Source organism: Paenibacillus montanisoli (genome assembly GCF_003268025.1).
GTDB lineage: Bacteria > Bacillota > Bacilli > Paenibacillales > Paenibacillaceae > Paenibacillus_Z > Paenibacillus_Z montanisoli.
The window spans coordinates 856,855-877,142 of the sequence record NZ_QLUW01000001.1 but is presented as its reverse complement, the minus strand read 5'-3'; the positions used below and the strand labels follow the sequence as shown (position 1 = coordinate 877,142).

The following is a 20,288-nucleotide window of genomic DNA, read 5'->3' as shown; positions in this document are numbered from 1 at the left end:
GAAGAGTTGCTAGAGTACATCGTGTTTTTTTCACATGGGGGGTTCAAATGAAACGTTTTCTGCCATTGACCAGCATGCTTATTTTTCCGGTGTTAGGCTGGCTATATGCTTTAACGAATAGGCCCGGAGCCCAAGTATACAGCTTGGTAACGGATCTGGACCGGGCGATTCCGCTCGTCAAAGCGTTCGTGCTTCCTTACTCCGTATGGATTTTTTATATTTATATATGTTTAATCTACTTCTTCATCAAAGATCCGGCCGTGTATCGGCGCTCGCTCATTACGTACGCCATCTGCGCGCTCATGTGCTATGGCATCTACCTCGTCTTCCAGACGACGGTCCCGCGGCCGCCGATCGATGGAACGGATCCGTTTACACGCCTGCTTGGCTATGTGTGGGGCAGAGATCAGCCGTTCAACTGCTTCCCGAGCATTCATTGCTTCTCCAGCTACATGGTGATGAAGGCTCTGCACAGCAGCAACTTCCGCAACCGTCTGAATCAGACGCTGATTTACGGCATGTCTTCGCTTATTATTATCTCAACGTTCTTTATCAAACAGCATGTTATTTTTGACGCCCTTGGCGGCATCATTCTGGCCGATATCGTCTATCGGCTCGTGATGCGCGCAGAGCGCACGGCTTCTTTCCGCAAGGCAAAGCCAATCGCGCAGCGAGCGAATATGTAGCAGAAAAAGCAGCTGTCCCGTGAGGGACAGCTGCTTTTGCGTTGTTCGCCCAATTGCCTTTCACAGCGGCCGGCTAGTCGCAACCGTGATGCAGCGGAACTCGCGCTCTTCCTCGCTATACGCGATGAGCGTGCGATCGCCCGCCGCCGCAGGCCGGCAAGCGCAATAGAAATGGTAAAGCATGCCGTTCCAGCGGATGACCGATGACTTGTGCGCATGCGACGCATCCAGCTCGCCCGGCTTTCCTCGCGGAATCCAAGGCTCCGGATAAACCGTCCAGCTCAGCAGATCCGCCGAAACCGCGAGCGCACCCTGAGCATGCTTGCCATCGAAGCCGAAGCCGAAATTGACCCATCGGCCGCCCTCATACTTGATGCACGGATCGCTGAAAAATTGCCCGTAGAAGCTGCCTTCCTTTACCTCAATGACCGGATTGCCGTCATAGCGCGTCCAATGGACCAGATCCTCCGAATAAGCCGCGCCCGTCTCCTCCAGCCATGGCCACTCTCCGCTTCCTTTGGCGTTGTAGAACATCCAGTACTTGCCGCCCGCTTCCACGACGCAGCATTTATACAATCCGCCCTGCTCCCATGCGCCGCCATCTTTGTAGGTAAAAACGGGCTCCTCCAAGCGGTGCCACTGCAGCAGTTCTTCATCCTCGCACCATGCCAGCCCCATGACGGCGCCTCCGGCTTCGTACCCGGCCTCAGGATAGGCGTGATAAATCATCCAATACTTGCCGTCCAGTTTCTTCAGCCGCGGCGGCTCATCCAGCGAAGCCGACTCGAGCAGCATCCATGACCCGGCGGCGCCGACATGATCCCAGCGCGACGAGTCCGCCAGCCTTTCCAGCATCAGCCCTTTCGGCAACCAATCGAGCAAGTTATCGCTGACCGCAAGCCCCGTTTGGTAACCGATGCCGTCAAAGCCGACATACATCATATAAAACTGGCCCCGATGCTCGAACATAAACGGGCAATCCACCGCCCGTTCATCGAATCTCCCCTGCACGCCGGAGCCCTGCAGCACCGGCCGCCCCAACTTATATGGCGTTCTAAGATGCTCGGCTTGAAAAATGTCCACCGTGTTCAACGATACCGACCGCCTTCCACCGTTTTCCTTTTCGCATTATGGCTGCATCCAGCTCTCCGTTACTTCTTAGTATTGATGGGTCAAGCTCACTTCATTGCGCATCGGCTGGCGGCCGCCGCTCAGATAAGAAGCTAAATTGTGCACAAGAATAGCGACCGCGCGGTCGGTGTAATAGATGGAGTTGCCGGAATTGTGCGGCGTAAGAATCACATTCTCCAGCTCCCACAGCGGATGCGAGGACGGCAGCGGCTCTTGCTCGAATACATCAAGCCCGGCTCCCGCGATGACTCCCGTCCGAAGCGCTTCAACCAAATCGTCGGTGACGGTCGTCGCACCCCGGCCAATATTCACAAAGAAAGCGCTCGGTTTCATCAACGCGAACTTCGACCTATTAAATAGGTGATGGGTATCCTTCGTGATCGGCAGCGTGACGACGACGTAGTCGCTTTCCGCGAGCAGCGTGTCCAGTCCGTCCGCACCGTACATCTGATTCACATACGGCGAAGGCTTAACGGAATTGCGCACGCCAAGCACGCGCATATGGAACGCCTGCGCGAGTCTTGCCAGCTCTTCGCCGATCGCGCCGACGCCTACGATGCCGAGTACCTTGCCGTGAATTTCGCCGAGGCCGCCGAGCCAGTCCCACTTCTTCTCCACCTGGTTGCGCATCGTCAAATGCAACTTGCGGGTAAAGCCCAGCATCATGCCGAGCACCGTCTCGGAAATTCCGTTGGCATGTACGCCGCTAGCGTTCGTCAACAGCACGCCATGCTCCGCGAAGGAAGCGAACGGCATTTGCTCCACGCCGGCGCCCCATGCTTGTACCCAGCGCAGCGGCGTCCCCGGCCGAAGCGCGGCGGCCGCAGCGGCGTCATCCCAGCCCGCGAGAATTTCCGCGTCGGCGAAATGCTCCGCCATCCCCGCTTCATCGGCGTCACCGCCAAAAACCACTTCAAACCCCGGCGCGGCCTCGCGGATCCGCTGCCGGTGCTTCTCCTCCAAATCATATACGCATACAAGCTTTCTCATCGCATCGTTCCTCCTCGCCATCCTTTCCTTACTATACCATAGAAAAAGCCCATACCAGCCTAAACGGCCGATATGGGCTCATGCCGAAGCATGCCTTACAGTTTAACTTCCGAGCCAGTACGAGCGGATTCGTAAATCGCGGAAAGAATTTTGATCATATCCACGCCTTGGTCGATCGTGAAGATCGGCTCGACACGGCCTTGAACGACGTCAATGAAGTGCGACAGGTTCTCGCCGTGACCGCCTGTGTCTTGGCCCAGGTGAGGAACCGTATCCGTTACGACGCCATGGTCTTCGCCATAGAGACCCAGCTTGCCGTTGCTGAAACGGAAGCCGGCTTTCGTGCCGCGCAGCTCGACGAAGTTCTCTTCCTGCTCGATGTTCGATGCCCAGCTGAACTCGATTTGCAGCGATGCGCCGTTGTCGAAACGGATAAAGCCGATCGCCAAATCTTCAACGTCGAACGTGCCTTCGTCTTCGGATTTCGAACCGAATTTGCTGTGCTCGGAGCCAGCGATGTCTTCTGCGTCCGCGAATTTCGTGTAGGTTGCGCCGGAAACCGAAACCGGCTTCGGATTGCCCATGAACCACATCGCGAGGTCGATGAAGTGTACGCCCAGGTCGATCAGCGGACCGCCGCCGGATAGTTCCTTCGTCGTGAACCAGCCGCCCTTGCCCGGAATGCCGCGGCGGCGCGTCCAACCGCAGCGTCCTGCGTAAGCTTGGCCAAGATTGCCGCCTTCGATCCACTTCTTGATGTACTGCGAAGCCGGACGGAAACGGTTGTTGCGCATGACCATCAGCTTCTTGCCGCTCTTCTCTTCCGCTTCCTTCATGCGGATCGCTTCTTCAGGACTAACCGCATCCGGCTTCTCGCAGAATACGTGCTTGCCGGCTTCAAGAGCGGCAACCGCGATTTCGGAGTGGAACAGGTTCGGCGTGCAGATGTCGATGATGTCGATCTCAGGAATCGCGATCACTTCGCGGTAATCCGCGAACGCTTGCGGAATGCCGTGCTGCTCCGCGGCCGCTTTCGCTTTCTCAAAGTCGATATCGCAGATCGCTGCGATTTCAAGCTCCGGGTGGTTCTTCAACGGTTCGGAGTGCGCCCATTGGAAAATGCCGCCTGCGCCGATTACGCCAACTTTCAGTTTCTTCGTCATCGTTAACATCCTCTCAGATTCATGTATGATGGCAAGGCTGCGGCTCTAACCGATCGGTTAGAGCCGTGACCCATTCTTACACTAGTTCAGCTTCTTCAGGAAGCCTTCGCGAAGCTTGTAATACTTCAACCAAGCATCTTTTTGTTTCGTGATACCGTCAGCGATATCGCTGCTCGATAGAACATCCGTGTAAGCTTTGTAGTTTTTCTCGAAGTCCGCGACCGGGCTTGTGATCGCTTTGACGATCAGGTTGTCCAGCTCGTCATTGTGCGGAGATACGAGGTTGTTGTTCACATCATTCGCGATCTGATCGTACTCAGCTCGTGCTTGCTGCGTAGCATCGTCAACCGGAAGCTCCGCAAGCAACGTCATGTTCTTCATGTTGTGCTGCTGCCATGCCGTGTTCACGATCGTTGCTTGGTCGTAGTTGCTTTCGCTGAACGGATAAACGATTTGCGGCGTGTACACAAAGCCCATTTCGTCCGCCATCGCTAGACCGTAAACTTCAGGGTTCGTCATTGTGCTGTCTTGACCTTGGATGCCGTAGTACCATCCGTCGCCTGTTTCATCTTGCTTACCAATCAGCTTGTATTCTTCAACCTTCTTGAATTCCGGCTTGTAACGGCGCTCCATGCCATCGCCCGTATACATGTCAGGCGTACCCCAAGCACGCAGGTCGGCAGCTTCAAGCGAGTTGTTCCAGTCGATCCAATTCAGGACTTGCGGAATCATAGCGTCCGTAACTTTTTTCGGGTTGATCGCTTTCGAGTTCCATCTTGTTGTCAGCGGGAAGTATTGGTTCGCAGAGTCTTGATTGTTCGGATCAAGCTCTTGGGCAAAGATCGGGTAGAATCTCCAGCCGTATGTTTTGCCTTCCTTCTTCACTTTCTCTTGGTTGGCGGCGATTGGAGCCCACATATTTACGACCGCGTATTCGCCGTTGATCACCTTCGCGTCACGCTGTTCGTTCTTCTGGATGTAGAATTCTTTACCAAACAAGCCTTCTTTGAAGCCTTTATTCATGAACGAGATATAGTTTTTCCACTCCGGCGTCAACTGGTAGTCCGCATACAGGTTCTTGGATTCATTGATGACAAGCGGATAAGATTGGCTCAGCGACAAACCGGAAGCCGTAAACAGGGACCATTGCAGTGCGCCGCGAGTGTTATCCAGCTGCAGGTGACCCGGCGTAATGACTTTACCGTTTTCCTTGATGTTCAAATCTTGAACTTTCTTCAAGTAGCCATACAAATCGTCAAGCGAATTCATCGGGAAATCCATGACTTGCTCAAGCGTCAATTTGCCTTTGTTCGCAACGGCAAGCTTTTTAAATTCATCCGCGCTCATGGCATTCGGATAGATTTTCTTCAGGATATCGTCACGGAACCAAACGCCGTAACCGCCGTTACCCAGACGGGCATCACCGTAAGGCGTTTTGCGATATTCATCTTTGAGCAGCGGGCTTGGCAGCGACGGGATTGCCCACAGCTTGCCATCGATCGGATCGACGGAAGCTTTATACCATTGCTCAACCGTAACGCCCAATTCTTCCAGACGTTTTGCCGTCAGCGGCATGTAAGCTTTGATCTCGTCAAGCGTGATTTCACGCGCCATGCCTGCTTTTTTCAACATTTCCATGTTGTCGGAGTCATCCGCGATACCGTTTTGGTTCGCGATTACAGCCGGAACGGTGTCCGCAAGAATTTGCATTTGGAGCCAGCTCTTGTAGTCCGTGTTCGCCGGAATTTCAACGAAATCCGGAATAACCTTCGTTTTCTCGCGCCAGATCGGCGTCAGTTTGTCTTCAACCGGCTTACGCGGGTTCGTTGGCAATTGGCTAAGAACTTCCAGGTGCATCTCTTTGAAAGTTGATGGATCCACAGGCGCAGGCGCTTTGCCGCCCTCAGTGGTCGGTGCGTTGTTAGTGTTTTTGCCGCCGCATCCGGCGAGCGAAACTGCCAGCAGGACAGCCAGCATTAGCATGACTAGTTTTTTCATAAAACCGTAAAGCCTCCCTTTGATGTTGATAAGCTTAACTATGGAAAGGCAGCGGCTGATTAAGCCTTAACTGCCCCAGTTAACATCCCTTTAACGAAGTACTTTTGGAAAAACGGATAAACGAAAAGCAGCGGGAACGTAACGACAACCATGACCGTCATCTTGATAACCTCAGGCGTCGGAACCGTATTGTTCTTCTGAGCCATAAGCCGGCGAGCCGCGGCCCCCGATGTCTTCGTAAAGTCGATAACCGTATTAGCCTCAGCACGGTTAATGATTTCATACAGTACGAACTGAAGCGTACTCAAGCTGCGATCGGTGACGTAAATCAGGTTCGTGTAGTAGTCCAGCCAGTTGCCTACAACGGCAAAGAACGCGAATGCGGCAACGACCGGCATACAAAGCGGGAAAATGATTTGCGCGAAAATCCGGAAATACCCTGCGCCGTCGATGAACGCCGATTCCTGCAGCTCAGCCGGCAGCTCCTCGATATGCGTGCGCATGATGACCATGCTGAAAAATCCGAACGCACCCGGAAGCACGTAAACCAAGAAGTTATTGATCAAATCCAGCTTGGAAATAACGACATAGTTGGAAATGATCGTTCCGCCGATAAACATCGGAATCATAAAGAAGAACAAAATGGTTTTGCGGCCAGGCAGGAAACGCTTCGAAAGCGCGAAGGCTGCCAGCATCGTTACGATAACGGAAAGCACAGGACCGATAATACAGCGCAGCGTCGTGACGATAAACGCGGAATGGAGCCTGTCATATTGGAATACGAAAGCATAGTTCTCCAGCGTGAAGACGCGCGGGAAGAACCAGATCGGGCCTGAGGCCGCGTCGGCTCCCGTATTGAAGGACATCACCAGGATGTACCAGAACGGGTAAATCGCGGTTAAGGCCCAAATGACCATAATCAAGGCGTTAAAAAAATCGAAGGACCGCTCACCAGCAGTACGTTTAATTTTGTTTGCTCTAACTCTCACTTCCGGTAAACCCCTTCCTTTAAATGATGCCTACGTTGCTAAGCCGCTTCGTGGTGTAGTTCGTAAGCATGATCAGTATGAAGGCCACGATGCCTTGGAATAGACCGACAGCAGCCGAATAGGAATACTGTCCGCTTACAAGACCTTGATAGTACGTGTACACGCCGATCGTATCGGTCTCCATCCGGATCATTTTATTTTGCAGGTTGAACACTTGGTCGAAGTTCGTCGCCAGCAAACCGCTCAGCGAGAAAATCAACAGGATGCACATCGTTGGCACGAGGCCAGGCAAAGTGACATAAATAAGACGCTGCCAGCGGCTTGCGCCGTCCACTTGAGCCGCTTCATATTGCTGTGGATCAATGCTCGTCAGCGCAGCAAGGTAGAGGATCGTCCCCCAGCCAGTTTCTTTCCAAACTTCCGAGATAACAAGCACCGGCAGGAAGTTCTTGGCATCCTGCATGTAAGAAATGCGCTCTGCCGCCGGATCGAACATTTGGCGAATGTTATTGATGATACCCGTCGGATCAACGGTAAGGAACATATAGAACAGGCCGGCAACCGTAACCCACGATACGAAGTGGGGAATATACGATGTCGTCTGCACGATCTTCTTGAACCGGTCGCCGCGAAGCTCGTTTAGCAGCAGCGCGAAAATAAGCGGGGCCGGGAACGTCGCGACCATCATGGTCACGCTATAAAGAAGCGTACGGCCGATGAGCTTATAGAATTTCTCGTCCGTCAGAAACTTCTCGAAATTGTCGAAGCCGACGAATTCACTTCCGAAGCCGAACCAGCCTTTATTGAAATCATAGTCCAGAAACGCGATGTAGTTGGAGAACATCGGCAGATACGCGAAGATGAAAGTAAGGACAAGCGCAGGGACTAGGAAAACATACAGAATCATGATGTTTTGCTTCTCTAATCCGCCGCGCTTTACGCGCCTTGCGTTTTGTTTGCTTGTTGTCGTTGCCATCGGTAAATCCTCCTAGTTCAGTTGCGTATTAACCACCGTTATTATGTCCAAATCCTCAAGATTGACGATTCATTCAATATTTGGCAGTTAACTGTTGAAACGATTCGATAAACTTTTGTAAAAAAAACGATCCAAATGAACCGCTTTCATGACCAAAAAACGTATTCTGACTCATTTTCACATCAAAGTAGCGACAAGCGTTTCTTATAGAGGCTTTTTCAATTGAAACGTTTCACAAAAAACATCTTAGCACATTGTCTCGGTGGTGAAAAGGATTGACCACCATTTTTTTCGAAAAACCGCCTGGTTTATATGATACTATTTTCATATTCAAGGGTGATGTCGGTGAAACGATTCAACAAAAAAGCGCGAAAAAACCCCGTTTTCACGGGGTTTTCGAAGTTGATCAATCTTCAGCCAATCATTAAACAAATTTTAAAGTCAGTTTGTCGTCGATCTTCGCATGCTTGCGGGAAACGACAAGCTTGATACCGTCCTGCTCGTCAACGATGTAATCCTCGCTCGGCGCAATGCCGCGCTCCGTTTCAACCGCGATTACATCTTCCGGCTGCGTCAGCCTGAAGGAAATCGCATCAGAAGAAACGGCGTTAATCTCAGCGGTTGCATATGAGATTCGCACATCGCCGAACGACACGCCAAGCGGCAGCATATAGCCGTCCTTGCTTCCGACAGCAAGCTTGCGGCCGCCGAATAGCTTCGTGCCGCGCTCCGACAGGCTCAGCTCTTTCTCGAAGCCGTCTAAATTAAGCACATGCAGGAACCGCTCTCCCTCGGCGTTCGCGGTCGAGGTCGTAAATATGCCATAATGACGGTTGTCATGCGTCAAGCCGGCCTCAACTCCCAAACGCTCAAGCGCGGTCTTGAACAGCGGCACGTCGCCGCTGTAAGACGCCGCAATGACGATTGCGCGGCCGCGGCCGGCCTTCGCTTCCACACCGCAGACAGCGCCTGAATCGTACAAGCGCATAAACACTTCGCCGTCGCCCGGCGCAAGGCGCTGCGCGAAGCCCGTGTGCACCTCCGGACGGCCCGCTGCCCAGCCCTCCGTCATGATGGACGGCCAGGAGTGCGGTCCATTATGGATGAAGCCTTCTACTTGGATACCGAGCGCATCGCTCAGGATCGTGCACGGCTTCCCTTCCATATCGAACTGCGGCACCTCTCCGTACAGCAGCAGCCCGCCGCCCGCATTCAAGTAGTCTGCCAGCTTGCGCTGAATCGCTGCGCTCAAGTAACGGGCGCATGGCAATGCAAGCACGGGCGTCGCCGACGGATCAAGCGGCTTATTCTGAATGTCGACGGAGCCGAACCGGTAGCCTGCCAGCAGCATGCCGCGGGCCATAATTTCCCAGCCGCCGTACGCACGGTTCGCTTCGATATTTTGAACGATTTCTTTCGTTCTGCCGCTCTTCGGATAGCGGTATTCCGTCATGTAGTAGTCCGGAATGAACGCGAATGCTACGCCATCGCGCTCCTCGTTCATGACGGCGAGCTTATCCTTTACGGCCATCATTGTCTTGATTGCACGCTGCATGCGCGGATACGTGTAATTCAGCTCCCCTTCGGGGCTGACCGGAGCCGCGAAGCCGTGACGCTCGCCGGTAAATGCGACGCGGTCGTTGCCGTCGCCGATCTTCTGGTCCATGCGATAATTGATGCCGCCGGTCATCAGGTAGTAGTTGATCATCCGGTTGCCTTGCGCGATGCACATCCGTGTCTTGAAATCGGCAGCCGATACGTCGTAGCGTCCGCCATAATTGTTGCCGTAGTTGCCGTCGCCGCATTCGAATTCCAAGGAGGTAAGCGGCTGATCCGGCAGATGAACGGCATCCATGAATCCGTTGATGAGGTACAAGTCCTGAAAATTGCTCATCGTTAGATCGCCGAAATAGATATCGGATCCCGACAAGTAGCCCGGCCCTTGCGTATACGACTCATACAGCTGGCTTATGCCGATCGGAAACGTAAAGCCGCGGCCGCCGCCTGTGCCGTGAATGTTCACGATGAACGGTACGCCAGTCACGCCAAACTCTTCTGCATACTCGCGAAGCGCCGCCACATAACGGGCAAACCGGTTGCGCATGTAGTAGCCTAGGTCATGCAGCAGCTCCGCCGAATAGGATTCCTCAGGCGAGCGAATCGCTTTCAGCCGTTCTGCGCCTTCCTCCAGGCTGAACGGATAACGCTGCTTCAGCTCCGCTTCCCCATAAGTGCGGCCCAGCCACGCGGCGAAATCCGCGACGACATGCTCCGTCAAATCCGGGCAGTTGCTGACCCATGAGAGCATGCCGATTTCATTGTCCAGCTGTACGCCGATGATGCTGCCGCCTTTGCCATGCAAGCGCGGTGCGATAACCGCCATGACGGCGGCATACCAATTCCGTGCCGCCGCAAGGAAGTTCGGCGCCATATAATCGAGCGTGCGTGTCGTCGCTTGAGCGCCGTCCCAGCCATATGGGATCACTTCCGGGTATTTCTCGTATACCCAGAAAGGAATGCCTTCGTTCTTCATTTCCGCCATAATGAACGGACCCGGACGGACGAAGAAGTAAAGGCCGTTCGCTTGGCACAGGTCGATGAAGCCCGCCAGATCCAGCTCCGGACGCGTTCTGCCGTCCAGATCGAACTGCCCTTCCTCCGGCTCGTGGCACAGCCACGGAACGTAAGAAGCAACCGCGTTGCATCCAGCATCCTTCAGTTTGTCGATCCGGTCCTGCCATTCGTGTTTCTGCAGCCGATAATAGTGGACCTCGCCGCACATGATTAACTGCGGAGTGCCGTCGATGACGATTTGTTTATTGATGATTTCAATCATGTGGAATTTCGATTCTCCTGACTGTGACTGGTTTTATAGTGGTTTGCATTATAGCTTAATGGCAACGGACTTAGACGCCGCCATGATTTCCTCTACCGTTACTTCACGTTCCAGCTGGTCGGACAAATAGATGCCTTCGCTGACCAGAATCGTTTGCAGCGCGATTTCGGCCGTCGGCATCAGCTCGACCCGGCCCTGCAGCGCTGCAACCCAGTGCTGCTGCGATGAGTCGTAAGCATCCGTATTTTCGCGGAGCTGGTGCCAGCGGTAATTCGCATAGCCAAGATCAAATGTCGCATCCATGTCCATATCGCTGAGCAGCGTGTGGTAGCTGAACGGGGTTTTGCCTTGGCTCGTATGTCCCGGAAGCCGGATGCCGCCCGCATTGCCGACTAGGCTGCTGCCCTCGAAGCCATTCAAATGGATGGCCCAGGCTTCGATGATATCGAGCGTCAGCCCGCCTTCGAACCGGACGAAGCCGACGCCCAGCTCCTCTACGTCGAACCCGCTTATCGCCCGGCGCTCCTCATCCATCGGTACCTCCTGATACGTCTTGCCGGTCACGGTCTTCACCTTTGGCAAACCCATCAAGTAAAGCAGCTGAGAAATGCGGTACACGCCCATATCGAACAGCGCGCCGCCCGAAGCGGTCGCTTTGCGGTTGAATTCCTTCGTCGCATACCCGTCCACGAACGGACGGCCGCGGCGGCGGTGCCCGGTAGAGCGCGCATGATAGAGCTTGCCCAGCTTGCCTTCCTCGATTAGCAGATTGGCGGCTTTCGTCTCGGTCTGATAGAGGAAAGCGAGCTGCACGTGCAGCATTTTGCCTGCTTCCTTTGCAGCATCGACCATGCGCTTACCGTCCGCGTAGGAGCCGGCAATCGGCTTCTCGCAATAAACATGCTTGCCTGCCTCCAAGGCGGCGATCGTTATCGGCGCGTGAAGGTTGTTGTGCAAGCAGACGTCAATCGCGTCAAGATCGTCGCGCGCTATGAGCTCGCGGAAATCGGTATACGTATGCTGAACGCGGAACTGCTCTGCCATCTTCTTCAGCTGCGTCTCATTGGTGTCGCAGAGCGCAATCACTTCTGCGTCCTCGATATTCTCGTACTTCTCCAAATGATCCTTGCCGATCAGCCCTGCCCCGATAATACCGATTCTGATCTTGCTCACGCCTGACGCACCTCCACTTGCTTCGCCTGCATGAGCGCCCAGGTGTTGCGTGCCGCCGCGAACTGCCACGCCACTTGCGAATATTCGTTTTTGCCAGAATGGTGTTCGATGCCGAGATGCCCCTTATATCCGGCTTCCTGCAGAATGGTAATCTTCTCTTCGCAGGCCGGGATCACCCCGGCTGCCAGATGGGTGTGGAATGCATACTTCGCGCACAGACGGTCGCCGTTCTCCTTGTCAACTTCCCAATTGTCTAAGTGAAGCAGGATGCCGAAATTCGGGTGATCCACCGCTTCGTACACTTTGCGGATATTTTCGGGCACCCGCGAGGAGCCCCAATGATTCTCCGGGCCGACCATGAAGCCGTGCTCCGCCGCAAACTTCGCGTATTCCTTGTACCGCATGACGGTGTAGTCGAACTGCTCCGGGCTCATCTCGCGTTCCCGGCCGCCCATGTCGATCCGTACCGTCTGCGCGCCCAAAATGACCGCAGCACGCAGGTTTTTCAAGCCGTTCTGGTAAAATTGCTCGCGCTTTACGGGGTCCACATCCCAGACCTCCGCCGCATCCACGCAAAGGTTGGCTACGTACATGCCCTTCTCATCCAACGCTTCTCTCAGCTTGCGCATATAATCCTCGTCGTAGCTTTCAAACATCATGTTCCAAATATCCGCCGAATCCAGGTGATACCGGTACCTTACCGTTTCGAAATAGCCAAAGAGGTCGATCTTGCCTTCGCTGTGCAGCCCGTGAAACGAATACGATGGAATGGAATATTTCATGTTCATGCCCATAGCCTCCCGATTAACGTATATGGAATGCTGTTTCTCGCAGATGCCTTATACAGACAAGCCTTTGTACTCTAATTATCCCTATTCGCTTCTACCGTCCCTATTCCCTATTCCCTATTCCCAAATATAAAAAAAAAAAGAATCCCTAATGCGCATATGAGCGGGAGCCGCCCTCTGCATCGAGGGCAGTCCCGTACGCTCATGTACAACGCATTCCCTTACAGTTTGACTTCGGAACCTGTACGGGCGGATTCATAGATAGCAGATAAAATTTTGATCATATCCACGCCTTGGTCGATCGTGAAGATCGGCTCGACACGGCCTTGAACGACGTCAATGAAGTGCGACAGGTTCTCGCCGTGACCGCCTGTGTCTTGGCCCAGGTGAGGAACCGTATCCGTTACGACGCCATGGTCTTCGCCATAGAGACCCAGCTTGCCGTTGCTGAAACGGAAGCCGGCTTTCGTGCCGCGCAGCTCGACGAAGTTCTCTTCCTGCTCGATGTTCGATGCCCAGCTGAACTCGATTTGCAGCGATGCGCCGTTGTCGAAACGGATAAAGCCGATCGCCAAATCTTCAACGTCGAACGTGCCCTCGTCTTCGGATTTCGAACCGAATTTGCTGTGCTCGGAGCCAGCGATGTCTTCAGCGTCCGCGAATTTCGTGTAGGTTGCGCCGGAAACCGAAACCGGCTTCGGATTGCCCATGAACCACATCGCGAGGTCGATGAAGTGTACGCCCAGGTCGATCAGCGGACCGCCGCCGGACAGTTCCTTCGTCGTGAACCAGCCGCCCTTGCCCGGAATGCCGCGGCGGCGCGTCCAACCGCAGCGTCCTGCGTAAGCTTGGCCAAGATTGCCGCCTTCGATCCACTTCTTGATGTACTGCGAAGCCGGACGGAAACGGTTGTTGCGCATGACCATCAGCTTCTTGCCGCTCTTCTCCATCGCTTCCTTCATGCGGATCGCTTCTTCAGGATTAACCGCATCCGGCTTCTCGCAGAATACGTGCTTGCCGGCTTCAAGAGCGGCAACCGCGATTTCGGAGTGGAACAGGTTCGGCGTGCAGATGTCGATGATGTCGATCTCAGGAATCGCGATCACTTCGCGGTAATCCGCGAATGCTTGCGGAATGCCGTGCTGCTCTGCAGCCGCCTTCGCTTTTTCAAAGTCGATATCGCAGATCGCTGCGATTTCAAGCTCCGGGTGGTTCTTCAACGGTTCGGAGTGCGCCCATTGGAAAATACCGCCTGCGCCGATAACGGCGACTTTCAACTTATTAGCCACGTTGGAGTACCATCCTAACTAATCTAATTGGGGAGGGAGAACAGCCGAAGCTTATTCCCCCGTGATGCCTGTTTTATCAACGACTTCGACGAAGCGGCGTTGAGCGAACAAATACAGAATGAGCAGCGGAAGCACGATAAGGAGCGTGCCCGCCATGCGGATCGATTCATTAATGTTTTGATGCTGACCGCCGACCGTTTGCCCGCCTCCGTACAGCCTTGCGAAGGAGTCGTTAAACGTCTTCAGCTGCAGCGGGAGCGTCGTCATGCTATCGCCCAAGTACAGCGAGGTCAAATAGGTCTCGTTCCAGTGCCATACTGTCGAGAATAGCATAACGACGACGATAGCAGGCGTCGAGATCGGCAGGATGACCGTGAAGAACGTGCGGATAAAGCCCGCTCCGTCCATCTGAGCCGCTTCTTCGAGCGATACCGGAATCGTCCGGAAAAACTGCGTATAGATCAGGATGAACAGAACGCCCTTGATCCCTTGCGCGAAAATCGTCGGAACGATAAACGGAAGCGAGGAACCGAGCATATGGTACTCGTTGAACATCAGGTAAAGCGGAATCATAACGACCTGGTTCGGAACGATGAACGTAATCATCATCAAGGCAAATACGATGGATTTGCCCGGGAAGCGGAATTTCGCAAGCCCGTAGCCGACGATTGCGCAGGAAACGGTTTGTCCGATTGCCGGCAAAACCGAGTTCATGACCGAATTCCAGAAGGTATCCATGTAATCAAGCACGTGCCACGCCTGCGTGAAGTTCTCCAAGAACAGCTTCTGCGGGAGCCACAGTACGGTCGGATCCAGCAAATCCTGCAAGCTCTTGAAGCTTTGCGAAACGAGATACAGGATCGGGTACAGATAGACGAACCCGACGCTGATCAAGAGGCCGTAAACAAACAACTTGAATACGAAGCCGTCATTGCCCTGCCTTCCGAGCAAAATGCGTTTGACGTAGTGATAAGCGCCGATTAGGTTGGATTTTTGCAGCTTTCTGATCTGTTCCATTAAGCGCTCCTCCTCTTCCTTCTTACGGTCACTTCGTCGTTGTTGCGGAACAGCAGCAAAATGAACAGCAAGAAAACAAATATGACACCGAAGTAAATCCAAGCCAGCGCCGTTGCATAGCCAAAGCCTGTCGTCAAGTTGAACATGTTCGCCTTGATCAGTTCAATGACATCGCTGAACGAGTTCGTGAAGAGGTCGACCGTCGTATAAATCATGTTTACCGCGATAAACGGTTTGATCGCCGGCAGCGTTACCTTCCAGAAGCTGACCCAAGGCGAAGCGCCGTCGATGGAAGCCGCTTCGTACACTTGTTTGTTCACCTTCTGCAGGCCCGCCAGGAAGATCAGGATTTGAACGCCGGAGAACCACAGAATCAGGATGAGCTGTTGAATGAGATCAATGATCGGCGTCGACCATGCCGGACTTAAATTATCCTTAATGATCTCGATAATGCCGTATTTCTCGACGAGCGGAATCGCTGTCGCCCCTTGGCTGAAGAGCTCGTTGACGACCTCGCCGCTCGTGATGACGACCGGCAGGAAGAAGATGGCCCTGAACAGTCCCTTCATCTTGATCGGCTGGTTGATCAGAAGAGCGACCAGCATCGAGAATACGATAATGATCGGGATCATCCCTACTGCCGATTTAATAAACAGCAGCAGCTTCTCCACGAACTCCGGATCGGACAAGAACGCATACTTGTAATTGTCCCCTTTGGTATATTCGGTAACAATCCCTTCTGCGCTGATGGTTACCTTATGAAAGCTCAGAAATACTGAGTAGTAGATCGGATAAGCCATAAACAGGATGAAGCCGATCACCCAAGGAAGCACGAGCGCGTATCCGGTCAGCGCTTCCCGCATTTTTTTGTTCACCTTCAACTTACTCACCCCCCGATGACAGCGAAGCTCTTCGCCTTGACGCTGACTTCGTTGTATGTGTAGTCGCTGGACGTATAGTTAACAACGATTTCCACACCGTTTGAATATTTGACCGCCGAGATGCCGTAATCCGGCACGACTCGCGCTTCGATCGTAGCATCTTGCACTTTCTTAAGCGCTTGGTTCACGGCATTGTACGTTTCCTTGATCGGTTGCTCCAAATCGGTATATTGCGTTGTAAGCAAATCAACCGAAGGCGTGTCTCTAAGCTTCCAATACGGCTCATGCGTCAGCAAGAACGACGGATATTGACCGAAATCGATCATGCGCAGCGTATCTTCGCGCGGACTGGAAGCCGCATTCGATGAGTAGCTGAAATAATCGATATAGCCGTGCAGCACGATTTGCAAGAACGGAACCGTGTCCGTCTCATACATGTACTGCGAAGACCCCGAACCCATTCCGAACAGCGTATCGGTGTATTTCCATAGATAGTCGTTCGCCTGATTAACCGCTAGCTCGTTCAAGTTGTCCTTGAAGTTTGCGGCAAGCTCGCGGTACGCATTAGCGGTTTGCTCACGCGTGAACGGCTGCTTCTTGTTATAGTCCGATACGAGAACGTTGCCCGTAATGTCGAGCGCCATACCGTCTACGCCAAGCTTCTTCATATCCTCGGCATCGTCTTTCGCGAATTCAACCGATTTGGCCGGGTTAATATCCCGCGCCATGATATCGTCGAAGAAATCGCTGTCACCCCAGCCGAAGAACGGGAACTCGTTAATTTCGTTGTTGATCGACCGAACCGCATCTTTCTTGAAATTGATCAAATCGGAATTTTCAAAGGCAATCGTATAGTTATTGGTCAAGTAAAGCGGAACGTCTTTGCTTTCCAAGTACTTCTTCAGATCCTTCAATCCCGAAGCGCCGCCAAGCTTGGACTCGACCGGGAACTCGGCAGGACGCTGGCCGTTCAAGCCGCCGTCATTCCAGCCCTCCAGCGTCGTCTTTAAGTTCTTGATGCCGTTCTTCTCCAAACTCTCAACGATCGTCTTCGCTTGATCAAACGTCGTCATCGCAACGACGTTAGAGCCGAATGCGCTCGCTTCCGTCTCTCCGCCCAGCAGCCTGAGCTGCATTGGAACGTCTTCTTTGCTCTTCGTCTTCTTCTCTTTGACAAGCTCGCCTTTTTCCTGCAGGTAGGTTCTGTACGTCTTGGCCATGCCCACATAGTCCGCTTCATTGCCGCCCAGGAACTTATAGCGGACTTGACGGTTCGTCTTCAGCGACTCTTTCTGGAACGTATTGTAGCCGCCCATCGTTTTACTCGTCGGTTGGAAGTAGCCGTAACGAATTTCAAATTTCGGCGCTATCCAATAGAAGTCCGTGCTTAGACCGCTTGGGTATGCAACGACCTTGGCATTGAAGCGGCCGTCCTCGACGATGCCGAGGACGCCGTTTTGTCCAGCGCCATGCACGATCCCGAATACCGGAACCGACGTACGGCCCGAATTCCCGGACAGGTTGTCCGACGTGTAGTCCATGCCGTAGATCTTGCCGACATAAGGCTCGTCAAACCGGGAATGCGCTTTGTTGAAACGGATAAGTGCGCCAGAGCGGTCCGGAATGAACATGTAGCCCGGAATATCCGCCTTATGCACCGCTCCGAGGAAAGGAAAGGCTTGGATCGATGCCAGCTTGTTATCGCCCTTCTCCCACATCGATTCCTGCGGGATCGTGACGACGAGCGAGTCGTTCTCGATTTTGACCTCGAGCGCGACGCCCGCATTCAAGGATTCGAACGAAAGCTTCACGCGCACCCCTTGCTCGATCGGCTCAATGCCGTCGACTTTGCCGCCGAGCGACAAATAGTTGCCAGTGCTTAGCATCTCATCGGCATTGTAGTATTCGAGCAAAACCGGCGACTTGATGGCTGTTTGCCAATCTTCGTTCAGCTGGGCCGATTCCAGATCAGCGTCGTTTGGCGTGGAAGCCCAGACATAGCCGGTCGCTTTGTTTTTCACCATGATGGCTAGCGATGCGTTCGACATATAAAGCTCCAGCGAGCCGGACTCGCCGATCTTCTTATAGTCGGACGGAATGGTGCGGCTTGCGATGACGCCGGCAGGTTTCTCCGGCATCGTATAGTTGTTCGAGCGATAAGGGAATGAGCCTTCCTCTTTATTGAGAACGATCTTGCTCTGACCTTCGGTGGACTGATGTTCTACCGTAGCTCCGTATGCAAACTGATACAATCCAAACGCTGCGAGAGCAGCACCCGCGACCAGGACAATCGGTTTCTTTTTATTGGACACGCAAATTCACCTCTTGGAATAACGAGTAAACAAATTCCCACACCTGGTTCGACAAGCCGAACAGAATGAATGCGACGAATGCCATAATGATCATGCCGACCAGCGTGAGAACGATGTTCCGGACAGTCTCCTTAATTTCGTAGCCGTGGATCTCCTTCACCATGATGAACATGAGAAGAACGCACCACAGGATCACGAAGTTGTAGGAGTAGTTATAAATGACGCCTTCCATAAGGGTAAGCGCCCGCGACAAAATCGCCAGCGGAATTGCAAAAATAATGTAAGGGGACAGCGCATAGATGGTCCCTTTATAAATGTTCTTGAAGCTGCCTTCGCCATCATTGATAACGCTGACGAGATAGTTGGAAATCATCCACGCGAACAGCGGAATGAGCAGCTTGAGCAGCTCGGTGACGAAGTTGATTTGTATCGGCTCCATGGAAGCGAACAGGAAGTTCGTCGTATAGAGCTCAAACATCCGGACGCCGAACAAAATCGCAAGCAAGACGGTTGCCGATGCCACTGAAGCTTTGTTGTTGTGCTCCAGCTCATAGTAGCCTTCGATCGGATGCCGCAGCATTCGGAAAATATGAAGCAGCTGCGCCACAAACCACTGTCTTGTCACCTTAAGCCAAGCGACCACGACCGGCTTGCCGAATTGATAACGGCGATAAGCGAAACGAATCGCTATCCAAGCCGCAATGGCAATCGCAAAGCCAACCGCAACGTCGACCGCGTGTTTCATAATCCATTCGCGGCGGAGTTCCCAGTATGCGTTGGAATATTCTTTCTTGTTTTTGGAGAACTTAAATTTCTCAAATGCTTCCTGGTATTTGCCTTCTTTAAAGTAAGCCAGGCCGATACCCGTGTGTGCGAGCGAGAACAAGCTGTTCTGGCGCAGCACTTCGTTCCAAGGCTCGCGGCTCTGTACATATTTGCCGTCCAAGTAAAGCCCAAGCGCTTCATGAACCAGCTTCGTAAACGCCGTCGGCTGGAACACCTGAATGTTGCCGCGCTCGCCGCTCAAGACGAGCAGTCTGCCGTCAGACGTCACGGAAACGCCTGTCGGAGCACGCAGCAAGCCGAGACGTTGTTCGCCCGTGTCGTTGTAGCTGAAGAGGAACATCAGGTTGCCGTCACGGTTATATTCCAGGATCATGCCCTCGCCGGCATCTACCGCATAGATATTGCCCATCGAGTCGGTCGTGATATCGGAAATCTGATTGAGGGAAAATGCGCCTCCCAGCAAATCCTTACCCGCCACGTTCAGCTTCTTGATTGCTCCGCCGTTAATGCCGGCCGTACTCGTATAAATGAGTCCTTCTTGGTCAACCGAAATGTTCGTCGGCGAGATCGGCATCTCGCGCGTCATTTTGCTCAGCTGCTTCTTCGTGTAGAACATGCGCTGCAGCGTCTTCAGCAGGTTGAACCCTGCCCGGTTACCGCCGAAGTAACCAAGGAACTTGCCTTCCTTGTCCAGCCGGACGAGACCTTGGATGAGACCTTCGCCGATAATGTAAATGCTGCCGCGTTTATCAACGATAACCTTTTGCGGCTTGAACGGCGTATCTTTGCCGTACAGCTTCGACTTCGGCTTTCCGATGGTCTGTTTCAATTTGCCGTCCTTATCAAATACGACGACGCTTTGCTTGCCGTAATCCGCAACGTAAATTTCTTTCTCATCCGTTACGAATACGCCCTTCGGCTGCTTCAGATCCCCATCGCCGATGATGCGGATGAAGTTCCCCCATGAATCCAATTCTACAATTCGCGCGTTGCCGGTGTCGGCAACGTACACATGGTCTTGGTTGTCCACAAAAATATCCTGCGGGTTTTTCAATTCCACTTTCCCGTTGCTTAGCGCTTCATTTTCGCCAAAAATGCTATACCCGTCGATGGCGCCTACCGGCAGATAGGCGTTCTGCATCATAATGCCATGGCCTTCTTCATCGATCGTGAAGGTAGGATATGGCGAGTCCGCATAAGCAGTAGTCGAACCAAACAATAGCGCAGCCGCAACGAGAAGTGTGAGCCATCTGAATCTAGACATTGTTCTCCT

The 20,288-nt window shown here is 53.3% G+C and carries 15 protein-coding genes; 1 reads left to right on the top strand and 14 read right to left on the bottom strand.

Annotation, left to right across the window (positions count from 1 at the left end; all coding sequences use genetic code 11):
• The first annotated feature begins 47 nt into the window (after window positions 1-47).
• Window positions 48-686: a phosphatase PAP2 family protein gene (locus DL346_RS03820; RefSeq protein WP_165822365.1), complete on the top strand. Its 639-nt coding sequence runs from the start codon at window positions 48-50 to the stop codon at window positions 684-686.
• A gap of 60 nt (window positions 687-746) precedes the next feature.
• Here the strand turns inward: DL346_RS03820 and DL346_RS03815 are convergent, their stop codons facing one another.
• The 14 genes from DL346_RS03815 to DL346_RS03750 all read right to left on the bottom strand — a co-directional run bounded on the left by DL346_RS03815 (window position 747) and on the right by DL346_RS03750 (window position 20,279).
• Entirely contained in the window at window positions 747-1,769 is a 1,023-nt protein-coding gene (locus tag DL346_RS03815) for a glycoside hydrolase family protein (protein WP_240633094.1), read from the bottom strand.
• A gap of 75 nt (window positions 1,770-1,844) precedes the next feature.
• The gene (locus tag DL346_RS03810) at window positions 1,845-2,807 is read right to left on the bottom strand and encodes a D-2-hydroxyacid dehydrogenase (RefSeq protein WP_112880737.1); all 963 of its coding nucleotides are present in this window, start codon (window positions 2,805-2,807) and stop codon (window positions 1,845-1,847) included.
• A gap of 95 nt (window positions 2,808-2,902) precedes the next feature.
• Window positions 2,903-3,970, bottom strand: coding sequence for a Gfo/Idh/MocA family protein (locus DL346_RS03805; RefSeq protein ID WP_112880736.1), 1,068 nt, complete (start codon window positions 3,968-3,970; stop codon window positions 2,903-2,905).
• 81 nt (window positions 3,971-4,051) lie between these two features.
• The gene (locus tag DL346_RS03800; RefSeq protein WP_112880735.1) at window positions 4,052-5,968 is read right to left on the bottom strand and encodes a type 2 periplasmic-binding domain-containing protein; all 1,917 of its coding nucleotides are present in this window, start codon (window positions 5,966-5,968) and stop codon (window positions 4,052-4,054) included.
• Window positions 5,969-6,027: 59 nt separating this feature from the next.
• On the bottom strand, window positions 6,028-6,957 hold the full coding sequence (locus tag DL346_RS03795; RefSeq protein ID WP_112880734.1) for a carbohydrate ABC transporter permease: 930 nt from the start codon (window positions 6,955-6,957) through the stop codon (window positions 6,028-6,030).
• Between the two features lie 19 nt (window positions 6,958-6,976).
• On the bottom strand, window positions 6,977-7,933 hold the full coding sequence (locus tag DL346_RS03790; protein WP_112880733.1) for an ABC transporter permease: 957 nt from the start codon (window positions 7,931-7,933) through the stop codon (window positions 6,977-6,979).
• A gap of 424 nt (window positions 7,934-8,357) precedes the next feature.
• Complete coding sequence (locus tag DL346_RS03785; RefSeq protein ID WP_112880732.1) at window positions 8,358-10,769, bottom strand: beta-galactosidase; 2,412 nt, start codon at window positions 10,767-10,769, stop codon at window positions 8,358-8,360.
• A 48-nt stretch (window positions 10,770-10,817) separates the two neighbouring features.
• The gene (locus tag DL346_RS03780; protein WP_112880731.1) at window positions 10,818-11,942 is read right to left on the bottom strand and encodes a Gfo/Idh/MocA family protein; all 1,125 of its coding nucleotides are present in this window, start codon (window positions 11,940-11,942) and stop codon (window positions 10,818-10,820) included.
• Complete coding sequence (locus DL346_RS03775; RefSeq protein ID WP_240633014.1) at window positions 11,939-12,730, bottom strand: sugar phosphate isomerase/epimerase family protein; 792 nt, start codon at window positions 12,728-12,730, stop codon at window positions 11,939-11,941. Before DL346_RS03775 ends, DL346_RS03780 begins: the two co-directional genes overlap by 4 nt.
• A gap of 221 nt (window positions 12,731-12,951) precedes the next feature.
• The gene (locus DL346_RS03770; protein WP_112880730.1) at window positions 12,952-14,019 is read right to left on the bottom strand and encodes a Gfo/Idh/MocA family protein; all 1,068 of its coding nucleotides are present in this window, start codon (window positions 14,017-14,019) and stop codon (window positions 12,952-12,954) included.
• Window positions 14,020-14,070: 51 nt separating this feature from the next.
• Window positions 14,071-15,036 (bottom strand): carbohydrate ABC transporter permease, encoded by a 966-nt coding sequence (locus tag DL346_RS03765; protein ID WP_112880729.1) that lies wholly within the window; start codon window positions 15,034-15,036, stop codon window positions 14,071-14,073.
• Window positions 15,036-15,911 carry a carbohydrate ABC transporter permease gene (locus tag DL346_RS03760; RefSeq protein ID WP_240633093.1) on the bottom strand — a complete coding sequence of 292 codons (876 nt, stop codon included), beginning with the start codon at window positions 15,909-15,911 and terminating at the stop codon, window positions 15,036-15,038. Before DL346_RS03760 ends, DL346_RS03765 begins: the two co-directional genes overlap by 1 nt.
• 11 nt (window positions 15,912-15,922) lie before the next feature.
• Window positions 15,923-18,229 carry a DUF5696 domain-containing protein gene (locus DL346_RS03755; RefSeq protein ID WP_112880727.1) on the bottom strand — a complete coding sequence of 769 codons (2,307 nt, stop codon included), beginning with the start codon at window positions 18,227-18,229 and terminating at the stop codon, window positions 15,923-15,925.
• Window positions 18,219-20,279 (bottom strand): YIP1 family protein, encoded by a 2,061-nt coding sequence (locus tag DL346_RS03750; protein ID WP_165822364.1) that lies wholly within the window; start codon window positions 20,277-20,279, stop codon window positions 18,219-18,221. The genes DL346_RS03755 and DL346_RS03750 overlap by 11 nt, the downstream gene beginning before the upstream one ends.
• Window positions 20,280-20,288: the final 9 nt, after the last annotated feature.